The organism is Parvibaculum sp., from assembly GCF_040882025.1.
Classification (GTDB): domain Bacteria; phylum Pseudomonadota; class Alphaproteobacteria; order Parvibaculales; family Parvibaculaceae; genus Parvibaculum.
In genome coordinates this window covers 1-17,133 of record NZ_JBBECC010000007.1, presented here as the reverse complement: position 1 = coordinate 17,133, position 17,133 = coordinate 1, and the positions used below count along the sequence as shown (strand labels likewise).

20 protein-coding genes, 1 pseudogene and 1 riboswitch are annotated in these 17,133 nt (G+C 63.6%); of the genes and pseudogenes, 12 read left to right on the top strand and 9 right to left on the bottom strand.

Annotation, left to right across the window (positions count from 1 at the left end):
* A complete protein-coding gene (locus WEB61_RS00530; RefSeq protein ID WP_368062372.1) occupies positions 1-849 on the bottom strand; it encodes an SDR family NAD(P)-dependent oxidoreductase in 849 nt (282 codons plus the stop codon).
* 84 nt (positions 850-933) lie between these two features.
* On the opposite strand from WEB61_RS00530, the gene WEB61_RS00525 reads away from it, so the two are divergent.
* Positions 934-1,509: a TetR/AcrR family transcriptional regulator C-terminal ligand-binding domain-containing protein gene (locus WEB61_RS00525; protein WP_368062371.1), complete on the top strand. Its 576-nt coding sequence runs from the start codon at positions 934-936 to the stop codon at positions 1,507-1,509.
* 29 nt (positions 1,510-1,538) lie between these two features.
* Here the strand turns inward: WEB61_RS00525 and WEB61_RS00520 are convergent, their stop codons facing one another.
* Entirely contained in the window at positions 1,539-2,441 is a 903-nt protein-coding gene (locus WEB61_RS00520; RefSeq protein WP_368062370.1) for a DMT family transporter, read from the bottom strand.
* Positions 2,442-2,648: 207 nt separating this feature from the next.
* Here WEB61_RS00520 and WEB61_RS00515 point away from each other — a divergent pair, with 207 nt between their 5' ends.
* Both WEB61_RS00515 and serA read left to right on the top strand, forming a co-directional pair.
* A complete protein-coding gene (locus WEB61_RS00515) occupies positions 2,649-3,824 on the top strand; it encodes a phosphoserine transaminase (RefSeq protein WP_368062369.1) in 1,176 nt (391 codons plus the stop codon).
* Positions 3,825-3,900: 76 nt separating this feature from the next.
* Positions 3,901-5,478 (top strand): phosphoglycerate dehydrogenase, encoded by a 1,578-nt coding sequence (gene serA, locus WEB61_RS00510; RefSeq protein WP_368062368.1) that lies wholly within the window; start codon positions 3,901-3,903, stop codon positions 5,476-5,478.
* A 50-nt stretch (positions 5,479-5,528) separates the two neighbouring features.
* Here the strand turns inward: serA and WEB61_RS00505 are convergent, their stop codons facing one another.
* Positions 5,529-6,113, bottom strand: a complete 585-nt coding sequence (locus WEB61_RS00505; protein ID WP_368062367.1) for a hypothetical protein — start codon at positions 6,111-6,113, stop codon at positions 5,529-5,531.
* Between the two features lie 113 nt (positions 6,114-6,226).
* On the opposite strand from WEB61_RS00505, the gene WEB61_RS00500 reads away from it, so the two are divergent.
* Together WEB61_RS00500 and WEB61_RS00495 are read left to right on the top strand one after the other, a co-directional pair.
* The gene (locus WEB61_RS00500; RefSeq protein WP_368062366.1) at positions 6,227-6,718 is read left to right on the top strand and encodes a PAS domain-containing protein; all 492 of its coding nucleotides are present in this window, start codon (positions 6,227-6,229) and stop codon (positions 6,716-6,718) included.
* Positions 6,719-6,750: 32 nt separating this feature from the next.
* Entirely contained in the window at positions 6,751-7,245 is a 495-nt protein-coding gene (locus WEB61_RS00495) for a PAS domain-containing protein (RefSeq protein ID WP_368062365.1), read from the top strand.
* Positions 7,246-7,261: 16 nt separating this feature from the next.
* Here the strand turns inward: WEB61_RS00495 and WEB61_RS00490 are convergent, their stop codons facing one another.
* The 3 genes from WEB61_RS00490 to WEB61_RS00480 are packed head-to-tail and all read right to left on the bottom strand — an operon-like array spanning position 7,262 to position 9,266.
* Positions 7,262-7,921, bottom strand: coding sequence for a pentapeptide repeat-containing protein (locus WEB61_RS00490; protein WP_368062364.1), 660 nt, complete (start codon positions 7,919-7,921; stop codon positions 7,262-7,264).
* A gap of 22 nt (positions 7,922-7,943) precedes the next feature.
* Positions 7,944-8,333 (bottom strand): OsmC family protein, encoded by a 390-nt coding sequence (locus WEB61_RS00485; protein ID WP_368062363.1) that lies wholly within the window; start codon positions 8,331-8,333, stop codon positions 7,944-7,946.
* A gap of 3 nt (positions 8,334-8,336) precedes the next feature.
* The gene (locus WEB61_RS00480) at positions 8,337-9,266 is read right to left on the bottom strand and encodes a pirin family protein (RefSeq protein ID WP_368062362.1); all 930 of its coding nucleotides are present in this window, start codon (positions 9,264-9,266) and stop codon (positions 8,337-8,339) included.
* 179 nt (positions 9,267-9,445) lie between these two features.
* Between WEB61_RS00480 and WEB61_RS00475 the strand changes: the two genes are divergently transcribed.
* Positions 9,446-10,738 carry an adenylosuccinate synthase gene (locus WEB61_RS00475; protein WP_368062361.1) on the top strand — a complete coding sequence of 431 codons (1,293 nt, stop codon included), beginning with the start codon at positions 9,446-9,448 and terminating at the stop codon, positions 10,736-10,738.
* Positions 10,739-10,860: 122 nt separating this feature from the next.
* Here WEB61_RS00475 and WEB61_RS00470 read toward each other — a convergent pair whose 3' ends face one another.
* From WEB61_RS00470 to WEB61_RS00460, 3 genes are all read right to left on the bottom strand, one after another.
* Positions 10,861-11,262 carry an MAPEG family protein gene (locus tag WEB61_RS00470; RefSeq protein WP_368062360.1) on the bottom strand — a complete coding sequence of 134 codons (402 nt, stop codon included), beginning with the start codon at positions 11,260-11,262 and terminating at the stop codon, positions 10,861-10,863.
* Between the two features lie 131 nt (positions 11,263-11,393).
* Positions 11,394-11,810, bottom strand: a complete 417-nt coding sequence (locus tag WEB61_RS00465; protein WP_368062359.1) for an MAPEG family protein — start codon at positions 11,808-11,810, stop codon at positions 11,394-11,396.
* Positions 11,811-11,828: 18 nt separating this feature from the next.
* Entirely contained in the window at positions 11,829-12,893 is a 1,065-nt protein-coding gene (locus tag WEB61_RS00460; RefSeq protein WP_368062358.1) for an NAD(P)H-dependent flavin oxidoreductase, read from the bottom strand.
* A 66-nt stretch (positions 12,894-12,959) separates the two neighbouring features.
* A riboswitch (TPP riboswitch) is annotated at positions 12,960-13,071 on the top strand.
* 52 nt (positions 13,072-13,123) lie between these two features.
* On the opposite strand from WEB61_RS00460, the gene WEB61_RS00455 reads away from it, so the two are divergent.
* From WEB61_RS00455 to WEB61_RS00430, 6 genes and pseudogenes are all read left to right on the top strand, one after another.
* Positions 13,124-13,501 carry a hypothetical protein gene (locus WEB61_RS00455; RefSeq protein ID WP_368062357.1) on the top strand — a complete coding sequence of 126 codons (378 nt, stop codon included), beginning with the start codon at positions 13,124-13,126 and terminating at the stop codon, positions 13,499-13,501.
* 25 nt (positions 13,502-13,526) lie between these two features.
* Positions 13,527-13,913 (top strand): hypothetical protein, encoded by a 387-nt coding sequence (locus tag WEB61_RS00450; RefSeq protein WP_368062356.1) that lies wholly within the window; start codon positions 13,527-13,529, stop codon positions 13,911-13,913.
* 14 nt (positions 13,914-13,927) lie between these two features.
* Positions 13,928-15,799 (top strand): phosphomethylpyrimidine synthase ThiC, encoded by a 1,872-nt coding sequence (gene thiC, locus WEB61_RS00445; RefSeq protein ID WP_368062355.1) that lies wholly within the window; start codon positions 13,928-13,930, stop codon positions 15,797-15,799.
* A 5-nt stretch (positions 15,800-15,804) separates the two neighbouring features.
* A complete protein-coding gene (locus tag WEB61_RS00440; protein WP_368062354.1) occupies positions 15,805-16,179 on the top strand; it encodes a bleomycin resistance protein in 375 nt (124 codons plus the stop codon).
* Entirely contained in the window at positions 16,179-16,724 is a 546-nt protein-coding gene (locus tag WEB61_RS00435) for a mismatch-specific DNA-glycosylase (protein ID WP_368062353.1), read from the top strand. Before WEB61_RS00440 ends, WEB61_RS00435 begins: the two co-directional genes overlap by 1 nt.
* 66 nt (positions 16,725-16,790) lie before the next feature.
* A pseudogene (locus WEB61_RS00430) lies at positions 16,791-17,133 on the top strand (hypothetical protein); the annotation flags it as partial.

Below are 17,133 nucleotides of genomic sequence, written 5' to 3'. Positions count from 1 at the left end.
TCATGACGTCGCGAAGGGAATGATTTTCCGGTATTGAACAAGTTCGCCGTAGGGTGCCGCCGTGCCTGCCGGCAGCGTCGCAAGCCAGATCACGTCACCCGCCGCATCGTCGGGCATTTTCGGTTCGATCGAGGGATCGAGCTGGTCGAGGTAAGGCCGTGATGCGTCGGTGATCATCCAGCCGGGGCAGGCGGCGTTGACGACGATGTCCGCAGGTGCGTTTGCGTCGGCTGCAAGCTCACGCGCGAAAGCGCGTGTCAGAGCTACCTGGCCGATTTTGGATATTGGATTTACCCAATCCGGCCAGCCCTCGTCTTGTGCACGACGCTTGGCCAGCGACGCCAGATAGCTTTCGAGATTGCGTTCGACATCCTCTGGCCCGACATTTTCGAAAAGCGGATGAAGCCGTGCGTCGAGGCTTTCCAGTGTGCCGTAGCCAGACGCAACGATGACGACGCGCGCGCCCGGGCGGAGCAGGGGGCGGAAGGCCGTGAGCATATGTGCCGTACCATGATTGTTGGTGTCGATGGTAAGGCGCGCTTCTTCGAGCTTTGTCGGGCCGGGTTTGGGCGCATAGGCTGCATTCTGAATCAGAATATCTACGCCGCCATGCCGCTTTTTCATCTCGGCTGCGAGAGCCGTGATGCTCGCGGGGTCTGCAATGTCGAGCTGTTCGAATTTTGGCGCGAGGCCTTCCGCCACGAGCTGGGTCATCGCCGCGCGTCCCTTTGTCTCGTCGCGCGCGGTCAGGTAGACGGCCGCATCAGGGCCAAGAAGCCGGCAAAGCCCCCGCACCAGAGCCAGCCCAAGGCCCCGGTTGCCGCCGGTCACGATGGCGATCTTGCTCATATGGCGCTCCCTATTTCGATACGATACGTCTCGTATTATATATTTCGAGACGAGCCGTATTACAAGTGCTAGCAAGAACCGGTCATGGCGAAGGAAGAAACCTCAGCGAAAAAGCCCGGCAGACCGCGCGATCCGGCGGTGGAGGCCGCCGTATTCGCGGCGGCGCGTTCGCTGCTGGGGGAGGTGGGCTATGACGCTGTGAGCATGGAGGCGGTTGCCGCCGCTGCGGGCGTCGGCAAACAGACGCTTTACCGGCGCTGGCCGAACAAGGCGGCCCTTCTCGTCGGTGCCTGCCTCGTCGATGCCACCGAGCGTGTCGCCGATCCGGCAACGGGCAATCTGGAAGGCGACATCGAGCAGTTTCTCGGCGGCACTTTCGCCGCGCTTGAGACCACGGGGCCGGGCTTGCGATTCCTGATGAGCCAGGCGGGGCTCGACCCATCGTTTCGTGAGCGTTTCGATGCCGATTTTGCTTCCCGCCGCCGCGACGCGCTGCGCGAGATCATTTGCCGCCACGTGAAGGCGCGTCGTCAGGTGGGGCCGGTGATCGACATGCTCTATGGGGCGATGTGGTACCGGCTGCTTCTCGGACACGGCCCGCTCGATGCCCGCTTTGCCAGGGATTTGGCGGCCGCCGCGGCTCGCGCTCTTGCGGCCTGAGGCGACGTCCGCAATCGGGATTCTCGCATTCAATCCTGCAAGCTTCGCCACTCGCTCAAGGCGATGCCGGCCAGAATCAGCGCGAAGCCGCCGAGCACGCCGAGGCGCAGTTCCTCGCCAAAGACGAGATAACCGGTCAGCGCGGCGAAGACGGGCACCAGATAGTTCGTCAACGAGACGAATGTCGGCCCGGCACGATCGATCAGGCGGAAGAAGACGATGGCGGCAAGGCCGGTTGAAAATATTCCAAGCCCCGCCACGCCGAGCAGCGATATGGCGCTTGCTGCGAGCAGGGCCGTGGGTGGCGTCATTGCGCTTGAGATAGCGGTCCCCATCAGCGCGCCGGCCAGCATCACGCCTGACGATTTCGCCAGCAGCGGCATGTCGGGCGCGAGGCGGGCCATCACATTGTTGCAGGCAAAGAAGAAAGCGCCGGCCAGCACGGCCGCTTGCGCGAGGCGGGCATCGCCGCCCGACGCCGTCACGATGCCGAGCAGCGCTTCCGGCCCGACCACAATCACAAGTCCGGCAAAGCCGAGGATGAAGCCCGCGAGGCGAAGCGGCGTGATGAATTCGCCGGGCACGAAGGCGCGCGCGATCAGCAGCGTCGCCAGCGGCGTGAAGCCGATCAGGATGCCCGCCAGCGCCGAGGAGATGTGTTGCTGGCCCCAGCTGATCGTGAAGAAGGGTGCGATGTTTCCGATAAGGGCGAGGGCGATGAGCCACGCCCATGCGCGACTATCCCGCGGCAGGCCACCCTTCGTGAAAAACAGGCAGGGCAGCAGCAGCGCCGCGCCGGTCAAAAGCCGCCCGGCCATGGTCCATTCCGGCGCCACGGTCTCGACCGCGATTTTCGCGAAGGCGAATGCCAGTCCCCAGAGCACGACTAGCATGCCGAGCATCAGCCAATGAGACAAAGGGTGTATGGGCAAGGCAAAGTCCGTGGGGACGGGGAGCGAACGGCCACTTTTCAAGGCTGTGCCGCGCCTGTCAATCGCAAGGCGTTGTGCGAATCTTGAGGGTCGCCGCGATTTTCCGCCGCAGTACCGCCATTTGACTTCGCTCGACGACAAGCTTATACGCGGCGGCGGGACACCCCTCCCCACCGAGGGGCAGCTATCTGAAAGGGTAGGTTGCAAATGACCGCCATCGAGCGTCCGGCCGTGCGTCCGGCCAATCCGCACTTCTCTTCCGGCCCCTGCGCCAAACGGCCGGGCTGGTCCATCAAAAATCTCGAAAATGCGCTTGTCGGCCGGAGCCACCGCTCCAAGCCGGGCAAAGCACGTCTCGCCGACGCCATCGAAAAGACGCGCGCCGTTCTCGGCGTGCCCGCCGACTGCAAGATCGGCATCGTCCCGGCCTCGGATACCGGCGCCGTCGAAATGGCGCTCTGGTCGCTGCTCGGCGCGCGTGGCGTCGATCTTCTTGCCTGGGAGAGCTTCGGCGAAGGCTGGGTCTCCGACGTCGTCAAGCAGCTCAAACTCAAGGACGCGCGGACGCTGAAAGCCGATTACGGCAAGCTGCCCGACCTCACGAAGGTCAATTTCGACAATGACGTCGTTTTCACCTGGAACGGCACTACCTCCGGCGTGCGTGTGCCGAACGGCGAATGGATTCCGGCCGACCGCAAGGGGCTGACGATCTGCGATGCGACATCGGCCGCCTTCGCACAGGACCTTGCCTGGCCGAAGCTCGATGTCGTCACCTTCTCCTGGCAGAAGGTGCTGGGCGGCGAGGCGGCGCATGGCATGCTGATCCTCGGCCCCCGCGCCGTCGAGCGGCTCGAGAGCTACACGCCCGCATGGCCGTTGCCGAAGATCTTTCGTATGACCAAGGGCGGCAAGCTGATCGACGGTATCTTCAAGGGCGAGACTATCAACACGCCGTCCATGATCGCCGTCGAGGATTATCTCGACGCGCTCGACTGGGCAGCCTCCATCGGCGGTCTCAAATCTCTGATCGGCCGGGCGGACGCCAATGCCGCCGTCATCGCCGAATGGGCCGCCCGCACACCTTGGGTCGATTTCCTCGCCGAGAAAGTCGACACGCGCTCCAACACCTCGGTCTGCCTCAAAGTCGTCGACCCGGATGTGACCGCGCTTTCCGGCGACGATCAGGCTGCTTTCGCCAAGAAGATCGCCGACCTGCTCGACAAGGAAGGCGTCGCCAACGATATCGCCGGCTACCGCGATGCGCCGGCCGGCCTTCGCATCTGGGCGGGCGCGACCATTGAGGTGTCCGACATGCGCTCGTTGATGCCGTGGCTCGACTGGGCTTATGCGCAAGCCAAAGCGTCGCTGAAGGCGGCGGCCTGACCAATTTCGTTCATTGAGCCGCCGGTCCGGCGAGCGATGCTCGCGGGACGGCTGGCCATTCAACCAGGAGGCATTCATGCCCAAGGTTCTGATTTCCGACAAGCTTTCGCCCGCGGCCGTGCAGATTTTCAAGGATCGCGGCATCGAGGTCGGCGGCAAGACCGGTCTTGACCGCGATGAGCTCATCAAGATCATCGGCGACTATGACGGTCTCGCGATCCGTTCGGCGACCAAGGTCACGCCGCCTGTGCTTGCCGCCGCGAAGAAGCTGAAAGTCGTCGGCCGCGCTGGCATCGGCGTCGACAACGTCGATCTACCCGCCGCCACCGCCGCCGGCGTTATCGTGATGAATACGCCTTTCGGCAATTCGATCACGACGGCCGAACATGCCATCGCCATGATGTTCGCGCTCGCCCGCGATATTCCGCAAGCGAACGCCTCCACCCATGCCGGCAAGTGGGAAAAGTCGAAATTCATGGGCATCGAAGTGACGGCCAAGACCCTCGGCATCATCGGCTGCGGCAATATCGGCTCCATCGTCGCCGACCGGGCGCTTGGCCTTCGCATGAAGGTCGTCGCCTTCGATCCGTTCCTGACCCCCGACCGCGCCAGTGATCTCGGCGTCGAGAAAGTCGAGCTCGACGAGCTTCTGAAGCGCGCCGATTTCATCACGCTGCACACGCCCTTGACTGACAAGACGCGCAACATTCTCAATGCCGGAAATCTTGCCAAGTGCAAGAAGGGCGTTCGCATCGTCAATTGCGCGCGCGGCGGCCTCATCGTCGAAGCTGATCTCAAGGCGGCGATCGAAAGCGGTCATGTTGGCGGTGCGGCGCTTGACGTGTTCGAGGAAGAGCCGGCCAAGTCCAACCCGCTCTTCGGCATGGAGCAGGTCATTTGCACGCCGCATCTCGGTGCCTCGACCAACGAGGCGCAGGAAAATGTCGCACTGCAGGTTGCCGAACAGATGGCGGACTACCTGCTGACGGGTGCTATCGCCAATTCGATCAACGTGCCGGCTGTGTCGGCGGAAGAAGCGCCGAAGCTGACGCCGTATCTGACGCTTGCGCAGCAGCTTGGCTCTTTCGCGGGCCAGCTCACGGAGACGGGCATTTCCGCCGTCACCATCGAATACGCGGGCGACGTTGCCGAAATGAACACGCGTGTGCTCACCAATGCGGCGCTGACCGGTCTTCTGAAACCGCAACTCGAAGACGTCAACATGGTGTCGGCACCGGTCATCGCGAAAGACCGCGACATCAAGGTCACGGAGGTGAAGCGCGAGCAGCAGGGCGCCTATGAGACCTATATCAAGATCGAGGTGAAGACCGAACGTCAGGAGCGCTCGGTCGCGGGCACCGTGTTTTCCGGCGGCTTGCCGCGCCTCATTCAGATCAAGGGCGTCAATATGGAGGCCTCGCTCGGCCGCCACATGCTTTATGTGACGAACCAGGACAAGCCGGGCTTCATTGGTGCACTCGGGTCGCTGCTCGGCAAGTCGGGTATCAACATCGCGAACTTCAATCTTGGCCGCGAAAAGGCCGGGGGCGATGCGATCTGCCTCGTCGAGGTCGATGCCGATGTGCCGGCCAATGTACTCGCCGAGATTCAGGCGCTGCCGCATGTCGTCCAGGCGAAGTCGCTGACGTTCTAGGATTGCAAAATCGGCAATGGACAAATGGGCGGTGCTCTCCGGGGCGCCGCCTATTTCGTTTCCGGCTGATGTTCCAGTTCCTCGATCCTTTTGCGATAGGCCTCCGCGTCGCCGAAAGCGACGAAGCTGCGATACTGTTCGTGCGCGCCTGCGAGTTTTTTTGCGTGCTTGATCGGACACCAATAAGCCTCGGTGCGGCCGGCGATCTCGCGTACATACGCGATCAGCCCGTTCGCATAGGAGCAATAGGCGCAGTTCAGCTTTTCAAGTGCATTGAGATATGCGAGATGGCTGCGGTCGAAAACGAGGTACTCGCGCCGCTTTACCTTTTCGATGCCATAGGCCGGGAAGCAGACCGCTTGATAGACGCTCACACAAACGTCGAGCAGGACGAGCGGCACGATGAGGAAATAGATGACCGGTGCCGTCAGCACGACGAGAGGCTTGGCATGGAGGACGTAGTATGAGAGCCGTGTCTGTAGTTCACGGTGGCGGCGGATAATCTCCTCTTCGAAGACGGCGCGTCCATGTTCGAGCCCATATCGAAGTGCTGCGCTCTGCTTGGCGATTTCGGCTTCGAGTTCGAGTTGCAGCGCATGGATGTGTTCCGCCAACTCATCGATCTTTTCGTTCATGGCGATTCCTTGCGGCTGTCGGCGAGACGGCATGGTAATGCTTTCTTAACCATGCTGCCGGGAAACTGGGTTCGGGGATAGGGATTTCCCGCGTATCGGGATTGGGGGCAAGAGTGACGGCGGAGCTATTCTGGGACAAGCGTCTCGACGTTCTGTACGGGTACTGGCTGGAGAAAAAGGGCGGGCGGGCTGCGCCGACGCGGGCCGATTTCAATCCGGCTGAAATCAAGCCGTTTCTGCCGATTGTCAATTTCCTGGACGTTCAATGGGAGCCGCCTGGTTTCCGTCATCGCCTCGTCGGCACCGAGATCGTCGAGCATCTCGGCCGCGATGCGACCGGACGCTGGGTCGATGCGGACCTCTATGGGCAGTCAGCCGGGCGCATCTTCGAGTCGCTGCTGCAGGTCGCGCACGAGGCCCGTCCTTATCGCCGCCGCTCGCCGATGAATTGGCACCCACGATCATGGCTGACGATGGAATCGATCGAGCTGCCGCTCGTTGACGAAAGCGGCCGGGTCAACATGATCCTGCGCGGGGTCAGCTATTCCTCGCCGAAAAATCCACCACCCGATCACTATCTCGTTGCGCCGCTGCCGTCGCATTGAATGTGCCGGCGTGGTGCTGAATACCGGGAAGAATGAACTCGATGGATGAGCTTTTCTGGGATGAGCGTCTGACTGAACTCTACCGTGTCTGGCGCGAAAGGAAGGGTACGCGCCTTGCGCCAACACGTGCCGATTTCGATCCGACAGAATTCTTTGCGCTGATGCCCATCGTCAATCTTATCGAGGTGCACCGGGAGCCGCTGGGTTTTCGTCATCGTTTTGTCGGCACCGAGCTTGCGGAGCGCATGGGCCGCGATGTGACGGGCCGTTGGGTCGATGCCGGTCTCTATGGCGAAGCCGCCGCCGATATCTTTGACGGGCTTCGTGCCGTCGCCACAGAGGCCCGGCCTTATCGCCGTCGCGCCCGGCTTGACTGGCACAAGCAGCACTGGCTTACCACCGAGGCGGTGGAAATGCCGCTGCTCGGGCCGGATGGGACGATCAATTTGATCCTGCGCGGCGCGACCTTCACCGTTCGCCCGGAGCGCTTGCCCCAACGTCTCGACTACCTTGCTCTGGCGGCATGAAGCGCCGGCCTTCTCTCTAGCTGCCGTCGCAATGTGGGATCGACAGCCCCGGCGGCAGGATCGTGCGCTCGTCGCCGCAGGCGCGTGAAAGCTGCGCGTCCGTGAGGCCGGTGGCGCGGGTGAAATCCGCGCCGCGGAGGTCGGTGCCGGTGAAGTCGACGCCGCCGAGAAAGGCATGACGGAAAATCGTGCCGCGCGCATCGGCGCCGGCGAAAGTCAGCTTCTTCACATATTCGAGCAACCGGAAATTGGCGCGCTGGATGTTGGCGCCGGTGAAGTCCGCGCCATGAACGCGCACGGCGTCGAGCCGCGCGTCCGAGAGGTTCGCACCGCGCAGATCGGCATTGGTCAGCACGGCACCCGCCATATTGGAGCCGCTGAAATCGGCGCCAGCCAGCTTCGCGCGCGTGAGGTGGATGCCGGTCAGGTCGGCGCCGCGTAGCCGTGCGCCCGTCAGATCGGCGCGTTCAAGCGCCGCCAGCCGCAGAAACTGTCCGTCGAAATCGGCACCGGCAAGGTTGCAGCCCTCGCAATTGATGATCGTCTTGAACTGGTCGGCCCTGATCTTCGTCGCCAGCGCCTCGACTTCCGGTGTCGCCTGGGCAAGGCCGGGAACGGTCTGGAAGGTCAAGGCCGAAAGCACGGCCAGGAATGCCGCAGCGCGGCGGGTCGCCATATGTGTTTTCATGACCGGCATACTAGACGAAGCGCGTCGTAATGGGTGTGCCGCGTTTTAACGTTTTCGTGACCGGCGTTTTTTCGACAATGTCCATGATCCGTTCCATTTGTTCCTCCGTCAGCGTCTCGCTGAAGGAGACTGTGCGCTCGATCTTCTCGTTTCCTTCCGGATCACGCCGGAATTTCAGGTCGGCTGTGATGGTTCCGAGGATCCAGCCCTTGCGGTCTGCATACATGCGCAGCGTCGCCGATGTACAGGCCGCCAGCGAGGCGAGCAGCAATTCGTAGGGTGCCGGGCCCTTGTCGGTGCCGTGATTGCTCACCGGCTCGTCGGCTGTCAGGCGGTGCTGGCGCGCCTCGATTTCCTGGAAAACGCCGGATGTGCTCGTCAGGTGGACGCTGGTTGCCATGCTTCATTTCTCTGGTAGCGGGATGAATTCGGTCTCGTTCGGTACCGGCTTGAAGCGGCCCTGCGCCCAGTCTTCCTTCGCCTGTTCGAGGCGTTCCTTGCTCGATGAGACGAAGTTCCACCAGATGATGCGTGGCCCGTCCATCGCCTCGCCGCCGAGCAGCATCAGCTTTGCCGGCGTTGTCGCCTTCACGGTGATGGCGTCGCCGGGACGGAAGATCAGCAGGCGCGGGCCCTCGAAAATATCGCCCGCGATGTCGATGCTGCCCTCGACCACATAGATGGCGCGTTCCTCATAAGCCGCATCGAGCGGGATCGTTGCGCCGGCCGGCATCGTCACATCGACATAGAACCACTCGGAAAAGGTTTTGACGGGCGATGTCGCGCCAAAGACATTTCCGGCGATCACGCGCGCGGTGACGCCGCGATCCTCGACCACGGGCAGGCTCGCGGCGCTGAAATGCTGGAAGCCCGGCGCCGTTTCCTCATGCGCCTTCGGCAGCGCGATCCAGCTCTGGATGCCGCTCACTTTCTGGCCGGCTGCGCGTGCTGCGTCGGGTGTGCGTTCGGAATGGGCGATGCCGCTTCCCGCCGTCATCAGGTTCATCGCGCCGGGCAGGATTTCGAGCGCGTTGCCTTCGTTGTCGCGATGCATGATCGCGCCCTCGAAAAGATAGGTGACGGTCGCAAGTCCGATATGCGGATGCGGGCGTACATCCATGCCTTGCCCGGGCGCATGCGTTGCCGGCCCCATCTGGTCGAAAAAGATGAAAGGTCCCACCATTTGCCGCTTGCCGTGTGGCAGCGCGCGCCTGACCTCGAAGGCGCCCCCCGCGCCGCCGATATCACGGGCGCGCGGCACGATCACGAGGTCGAGCGCGTCGCAGGATTTCCGGTCCCCCGCCACGGGGTCTTCCGCCGGCCGCCAGCTCATGCCTCGTCTCCCGCCGTTCGAGATGTTCGTGTGCTTTCTTTCTAGCCTTCCGCCTCCCGATCCGCTAGACAATGCCAAAGCCCCCGGCCCGAAAGGTCAAGGGGGCTTTCGGCTTGTCTGGGGGGTCGCGAAAGCGATCGCGCCGGACCGGGCACCAACTCTCTAAGGCATTGATTTAAATGGCAAATGTGGCGGTTGTCGGCTCCCAATGGGGCGACGAAGGCAAGGGCAAGATCGTGGACTGGCTGTCGGAGCGCGCCGATGTGGTGGTGCGTTTCCAGGGGGGTCACAATGCCGGCCATACGCTCGTCATCGACGGCGTCACCTACAAGCTCTCGCTGCTACCCTCGGGCATCGTACGCAAAGGCAAGCTCTCCATTCTCGGCAATGGCGTGGTGCTCGATCCCTGGGCCTTCGCGAAGGAAGTCGACGAGATCGCCGCGAAGGGCGTCGTCGTAACGCCGGACAATCTGAAGATCGCCGAGAACGCGGTGCTGATCCTGCCCGTTCACCGCGAACTCGACGAGATGCGCGAAAGCGCCAATTCGGGGGTCAAGATCGGCACGACCAAGCGCGGCATCGGCCCGGCCTATGAAGACAAGGCAGGCCGCCGCGCCATCCGCGTCGTCGATCTTGCCGATCCTTCGACGCTTCCCATCAAGGTCGAAGGTCTGCTCGCGCATCACAATGCGCTGCGCCGGGGCAACCGGCTCGAGGAACTCGAAGCCGGTCCGATCGTCGCCGCGCTGAAAGAGATTGCCCCGCGTGTGCTGCCTTTCGTGGCGCCGGTCTGGAACGTGCTCGATGAGGCGAAGCGTCAGGGCCAGCGCATTCTCTTCGAAGGCGCGCAGGGCACGATGCTCGATGTCGACCATGGCACCTATCCCTTCGTCACCTCGTCGAACACGGTGGCGGGGCAGGCCGCCGGCGGCTCCGGCGTCGGTCCGGGCGCCATCGGCTATGTGCTCGGCATTACGAAGGCCTACACGACGCGCGTTGGCGAAGGACCGTTCCCGACTGAACTGACGGATGCCGTCGGCCAGCGTCTTGGTGAGCGTGGCCACGAATTCGGTACCGTCACCGGCCGCAAGCGCCGCTGCGGCTGGTTCGATGCCGTGATGGTGCGTCAGGCGATCAAGACCGGCGGCATCACGGGCATTGCGCTGACGAAGCTCGACGTGCTCGACGGCTTCGACGAACTCAAGGTCTGCACGGCCTACGAGATCGGTGGCAAGCGCATCGATCATCTGCCCGCCGGCATGGATGCGCAGGCGCGTGTGACGCCGATCTACGAAACGCTGGAGGGCTGGAGCGAGAGCACGCAGGGCGCGCGTTCATGGGCGCAGTTGCCGGCTGCGGCCGTCAAATATGTGCGCTATGTCGAGGAGTTGATTGAGGCGCCGGTCGCGCTTCTCTCCACCTCGCCCGACCGCGAGGACACGATCCTGATGACCGATCCGTTCGCCGATTGAGGCTCGACATCCAACAAACCCGTCATGGCCCGTCTAAAGCGAGCCAAGACCGGTTTTGGTAAGATGGGAAAAAAAGCGCCGGGGTTTCCCCCGGCGCTTTCTTGTTGAAACAAGCGCGCGCGTCAGACGTTCATCAGCAAGGCGATGAAGATGAGCGCGGTGCCGACCACGCCGGCGAACCAGGCGATGGTGCGGATACCCAGAACCGTCCATCCGGCGACATAGATGATCGCGTAGAGGATGCGGGCGATGATGAAGATCTGAGCGCCGAGGATGCTGAGTTCCGTGCTCACGCCGGCGAGATGTGCCGGCACCGCAATCGAGGCATAGATCAGCAGGTTTTCGAGATGGTTGAGATAGGCGCGCCGCGCCCGCGCACCCCAGCCCGTTGTCGTTGCGGCCTGGTCGCGGTTGCTGATGCCCCAGCCCATGCCCATCGCCGATACGTTGGCATTGGCCGATAGCAGGATCAATATAAAGAGAAGCACGCCGCCCCAGACGAGCGACCAGAGTTCGATTGTCATGGGTTTCCTCCCCAGTGAGTTGCCACCGGGAACGAGACTAGGCCGATTCGGCTTGGCCGCACCCCGAACTTCATCCGTGGGCGGAATCGAATCACATCTCGCTCACCCGTTCCCATCCGTTCGGATGGGGATTATTCCATCAGCACGGTGAGAAGGGCCCTGTCAAACAGTGGCACCATGCAGAGCACGATGCCGATCGTCGCTATCTGCCAGATGAATGTCCTGATCCAGGGCAGGCCAGCCGCATAGGCGGGCACATAGGCGAGCCGCGCCCAGAAATAGACCTGTGCGCCGATTTCACTCCATATGCTCGAGCGTTCGGTGGCGTAGACGGCCAGCACCACGGCCGCGAATATGGGGAAGGTTTCGAGGAAGTTCCTGAGCGCCCGCTCCATGCGGCCCGCGAGCCCGGTGGAGGGACGCGGTTCATCCCGCGCGCCCACCGTATAGGAATTTCCCTCCTGTGCCTTGTAGGTGAAGCTCTGCGCACCCACCTGCACGAGCCCCAGCACGGCGGCCCAGAAAAGCATCGCGATTTCGACAGTCATGAGACCTGCTCCTGTGCCCTATTCCCGCATCAGCTTCCGCGCCTCGTGCATCAGGCGCGTCGTTTTCTCGGCGGCAGGTTCCGGTCTGGACAATGCCGCCGCCTGACCGGACCAGAGTTGCATGAATTCGGCGTGATTCGCCTTGGCGCTGGCGCTGGTGAGCGGCGCGACAAGCGGCCGCTGCGCCGGAAAGGGTGCGGCGTTGCCTTCATGCGGCCGGAGCTCTTCCGTCAGCCGGTTGCGGATCGCCCGTGCCGGCCGGCCGGAAAAGAGTTTCGTCACGACGGTCGAATGGTCGGAGGCCTCGGCAAGCGCCTTGCGGTGAACGGGATGGACGCTCGCCTCCGGGCAGGCGAGATAGGCCGTGCCGAGCTGCACGCCGGCCGCGCCCAGCATGAAGGCGGCGGCGATCCCGCGTTCGTCGCCGATGCCGCCAGCCGCGATGACGGGAAGGCGGACCGCGTCCACGACCTGCGGCACCAGCGCCATCGTGCCCACCGTGCCGAGATCGACATGATCAAGGAACGTGCCGCGATGGCCGCCCGCCTCATGGCCTTGCGCGATAATGGCATCCGCGCCGCCGCTTTCGAGCGCGCGGGCTTCCGCCGCCGTTGTCGCGCTGCCAAGGATGACGATGCCGGTCTCTTTCAGCGCCTTCACCGCGTGCGCAGCAGGCAGACCGAAATGAAAGCTCGCGACGCGCGGCCGCAGTTCCAGCACCAGCTCCAGCATTTCGTCGTTGAACGCCGGCGCGGGCGAGGCGGGCGCGGGCACGGCGCCGAGGCCGAACTCGGCAAAATAGGGCGCGAGCGCCTCCCGCATCGGCCCCGCATCGTGATGTGCGAGGTCCGGTTCGTCATGGACGAAAAAGTTGAGGTTGAAGGACTTGTTGGTGACCGCGCGCAGCGCGCCCGTCGTCTTGCGCAACTCGTCCGGTGTCATCATGGCGGAGCCCAGCGAGCCGAGCCCGCCCGCATTCGACACGGCGGCCGCCAGTTCCACCGTCGATGCGCCCGCCATCGGTGCCTGAATGAGGGGGAGGTCGATTCCGAGAAGGCGCGTCAGCGCCGCGCTGGTTTTCATGTCGCGTCTCCTCCGTTCGCGCCCCGCTTTTCCTTTACCTCAAACGGCGAAAGAGTCACACTCCTCTCTCATTCCGAGGGGGGCCGGCGCAACCGGCTGAGATGGGTCTGAGGCGGGCCTACCACCCTTAGAACCTGATCCGGGTCATGCCGGCGAAGGGACGGGAGTCGCGTTGTCATTTGTGTTCCCGCCCTCATTTCCCCATGGCCTGCCGCTCGCGGGAGGGAACGATGATTTTCTGGCGCTGGATTGCGGGTATTCTCGGGGCTTCGCTGATGATCGGCGAGACGATACGAAGCTGGGGCATGGGCCGCCCGCTTGCTTTCGTCATCGACGATTTCTTTATCGGCATTCCGCTCGTCGTCACCGCCGTCCTGATGGCGAAGGACACGATCGCGCGCCGCGCCGCCTTTGCCGGCGCCTGGGGCATGACGGTCGGCGGTCTCTATCCGAGTTTTTTCGGCAAGCTGATTGCGCCGACGGAAGCGGCCGCCGCCACGACCAACATCCCGCTCAATCTGCTGACGGCGCTGATCGGCGCGGCCTATTTTACGGCGTTTGCCGGTCTCGTCGCCAGCGTCGTGCTGAAACAGCGCGGCACCACCTGACGCAATCGAGGAAAGGAGCGAATCCATGCAACCTTCCATATTTCTCGCACAACTCATCGGCCCGACTCTGCTGGTGATGGGCATCGGCATGATCGTCAACCGCGCGGCCTACCGCGCGATGGCGCAGGAATTCATCGACAGCCGCGCGCTCATTTTCATCGCCGGCCTTCTCGCCTTCGTGCCCGGTCTTGCCATCGTGCTCACGCATAATGTCTGGGTGGCGGGCTGGCCGGTCATCGTCACGGTGTTCGGCTGGATCGCGCTTCTCGCCGGCATCTTCCGGCTGCTCTTTCCGCAGGAGGTCACGCGGCTCGGCACGCGCATGCTCGCCAACCCGGCCGCGTTCACCGCGGGCGGCGCAGGCACGATCCTCCTCGGCGCCATTCTTTCCTTCTACGGCTATTTCGCCTGACCAACGGTATCCCCATGAATATTCAAGCCCCCCGCAAGGACGCCCTGCCCGAAGTCACCACCGGGCCGCTGCCGGCCAGCACGAAAATCTTCACAACGCCGGAAGGCTTTCCCGATCTGAAAGTCCCCTTCCGCGAGATTGCGCTGCACCCTTCCGCCAAGGAGCCGCCGGTCCGCGTCTACGATACCTCGGGACCCTACACGGACCCGACCGCGGCGATTGATCTCGAAAAGGGCCTGCCGCGCATCCGCGAGGCCTGGCTCGAAGCGCGCGGCGGCACGGCGCTTTACGAAGGCCGCGACGTGAAGCCGGAAGACAATGGCAATGTTGGCGAGAAACATCTCGCGCGCGCCTTCCCGGTCGCCAATGCCCCGCGCCGGGGTCTCCCCGGCCATCCGGTCACGCAATATGAATTCGCGAAGGCCGGCATCGTCACTGCCGAAATGGCCTATATCGCCGAGCGCGAGAATATCGGCCGAAAAGCCGCCGCCGCCAATGCCGCGCATCGCATCGCCGAGGGCGAAAGCTTCGGCGCCGACATTCCGGAATTCATCACGCCGGAATTTGTGCGTTCGGAAGTCGCTGCCGGCCGCGCCATCATTCCGTCCAATATCAATCACCCGGAACTCGAGCCGATGATCATCGGCCGTAATTTCCTGGTCAAGATCAACGCCAATATCGGCAATTCGGCCGTCGCCTCGTCGGTCGCGGAAGAAGTCGACAAGATGGTCTGGGCGATCCGCTGGGGCGCGGACAATGTCATGGACCTGTCCACCGGCCGCAACATCCACAACACGCGCGAATGGATCGTCCGCAATTCGCCGGTCCCCATCGGCACGGTGCCGATCTATCAGGCGCTCGAGAAGGTCGACGGCGTCGCCGAAGACCTCACCTGGGAAGTTTACCGCGACACGCTGATCGAACAGGCGGAGCAGGGCGTCGACTATTTCACGATCCATGCGGGCGTGCGGCTGGCTTATGTGCCGCTCACCGCGAAGCGCGTCACCGGCATCGTCTCTCGCGGCGGCTCGATCATGGCGAAGTGGTGCCTCGCGCATCACAAGGAGAGTTTCCTCTACACCCACTTCGCCGAGATTTGCGACATCATGCGCCAATACGATGTCTCCTTCTCGCTGGGCGACGGGTTGCGTCCGGGTTCGATTGCGGACGCCAATGACGAGGCGCAATTCGCCGAGCTCGAAACGCTGGGCGAGCTGACGCAGATCGCTTGGGCGAAGGGCTGCCAGGTGATGATCGAGGGCCCGGGTCATGTGCCGATGCACAAGATCAAGGTCAACATGGACAAGCAGTTGAAGCATTGCGGCGGCGCCCCCTTCTACACGCTCGGGCCGCTCACCACCGACATCGCGCCCGGCTACGACCACATCACGTCGGGCATCGGCGCCGCTATGATCGGCTGGTTCGGCTGCGCCATGCTCTGCTATGTGACGCCCAAGGAACATCTCGGCCTGCCGGACAGGGCAGATGTGAAAGAGGGTGTCATCACCTACAAGATCGCCGCCCATGCCGCCGACCTCGCCAAGGGCCACCCGGCGGCGCAGCTTCGCGACGACGCGCTGTCACGCGCGCGTTTCGAATTCCGCTGGGAGGACCAGTTCAACCTCGCGCTCGATCCCGAACGCGCCAAGGAGTTCCACGACCGCACGCTGCCCAAGGAAGCCCACAAGGTGGCGCATTTCTGTTCGATGTGCGGCCCGAAATTCTGCTCGATGAAGATCACGCAGGAAGTCCGCGACTATGCCGAAAGCGGCATGGCCGAAATGGCGAGCGAGTTCCGCAATTCGGGAAGCGAGATTTATCTCGAAGAGGCCGACGCGGCGAACAAGGCGGCCAACAGGTCATTGGGCGGCAAGGCGGCGGAGTAGGGGACATGACCGATCCCGCCATCGCCATTCCCGTTCTCGCCTCGCTCGACCTCGCGCAGTCGAAGCGCTTCTATGAAGAGAAGCTAGGCTTCACTGCCGAACTCTTCGGCGACTATCTGATCGTCCGCCGCGACGGAATGGAAATCCATTTCTGGCTGGCGTCGGACCGCATCTATCCCGAAAGCACCTCCTGCTATATCCGGGGCGGGCAGGTGCCGGCGCTCTACGCGGAATATTCGAAAGCGGGTATCGGCGTAAACCCCATCGACGGCGAACGCATTTCGGATTTTCAGGTCCGGCCCTGGAACATGAAGGAGTTCTATGTCTGGGACTGCCACGGCAATCTGCTGAAATTCGGTTGCGCGCCCGAAGAGGTCTGATGCCGAAACGCTGGCGAAAGACCATCAGCCGGGAAAAGCTGCCGGACGTTCTCGTTCCCGGCCTCGATGTCGTCTTCGTGGGCACGGCGGCCGGCCGCCGCTCGGCCGCTGTCGGCGCCTATTACGCCCATCCCGGCAACCGCTTCTGGCGGACGCTCTTCGACGTCGGGCTGACGCCGCGCCTCTGCCAGCCGCATGAGTTTCCCGACCTGCTGCCGCTCGGCATCGGCTTCACCGACATGGCGAAGCTCGCTTCCGGCATGGACCACGAAATCGATCCCGCGCAATTCGACGTGCCGCGCTTCGAGGCGGCGATGGCGCGCTGCGTCCCGCGCGCCATCGCCTTCACCTCGAAGAAGGCCGCCAGCGTCTTTCTGCGCGAACCGACCGGGCGCCTTGCCCATGGCCGGCAGAAGCGCCCGCACAAGCGCTCGGAAATCTTCATCCTCACCTCGCCGTCGGGCGCCGCCACGCGCTACTGGACCGTCGAGCCCTGGCGGGAGCTCGCCCTTTTCCTCGGCCGCGCGCCGGCGGGCGAAAGCTGACAGACGGCGCCTGCGGGGCTAGGCTTGCGCTTATCGGCAGCCCGTTGCCGGACCGCAGGGAAATAGATGAAGTTTGCCGGTCTTTTGGTGGCGATCTGTCTCGGGCTCGGCGCTTGCGCCGGCGTGCCCCTGCGCGCGCCCGGCCCGGCCGTCACCGCCATTGCCGCGCCCGAAGAGACGCCCCTCTGGACGGTGCTTGTCGCGCCGGCCGAGGCGGCGGCGGGGCGCTCGGGTTTCTTCTTTCTCGAAAGCGGGCTCGATGCCTATCAGCTGCGTCTGACGGCCATCGAGGCGGCGACGCGCACCGTCGACATTCAATACTACATCTGGGATTTCGACGGCAGCGGCCGCGCGATCAGCGAAGCGCTGCTGCGCGCGGCGGAGCGCGGCGTGCGCGTGCGCGCACTGG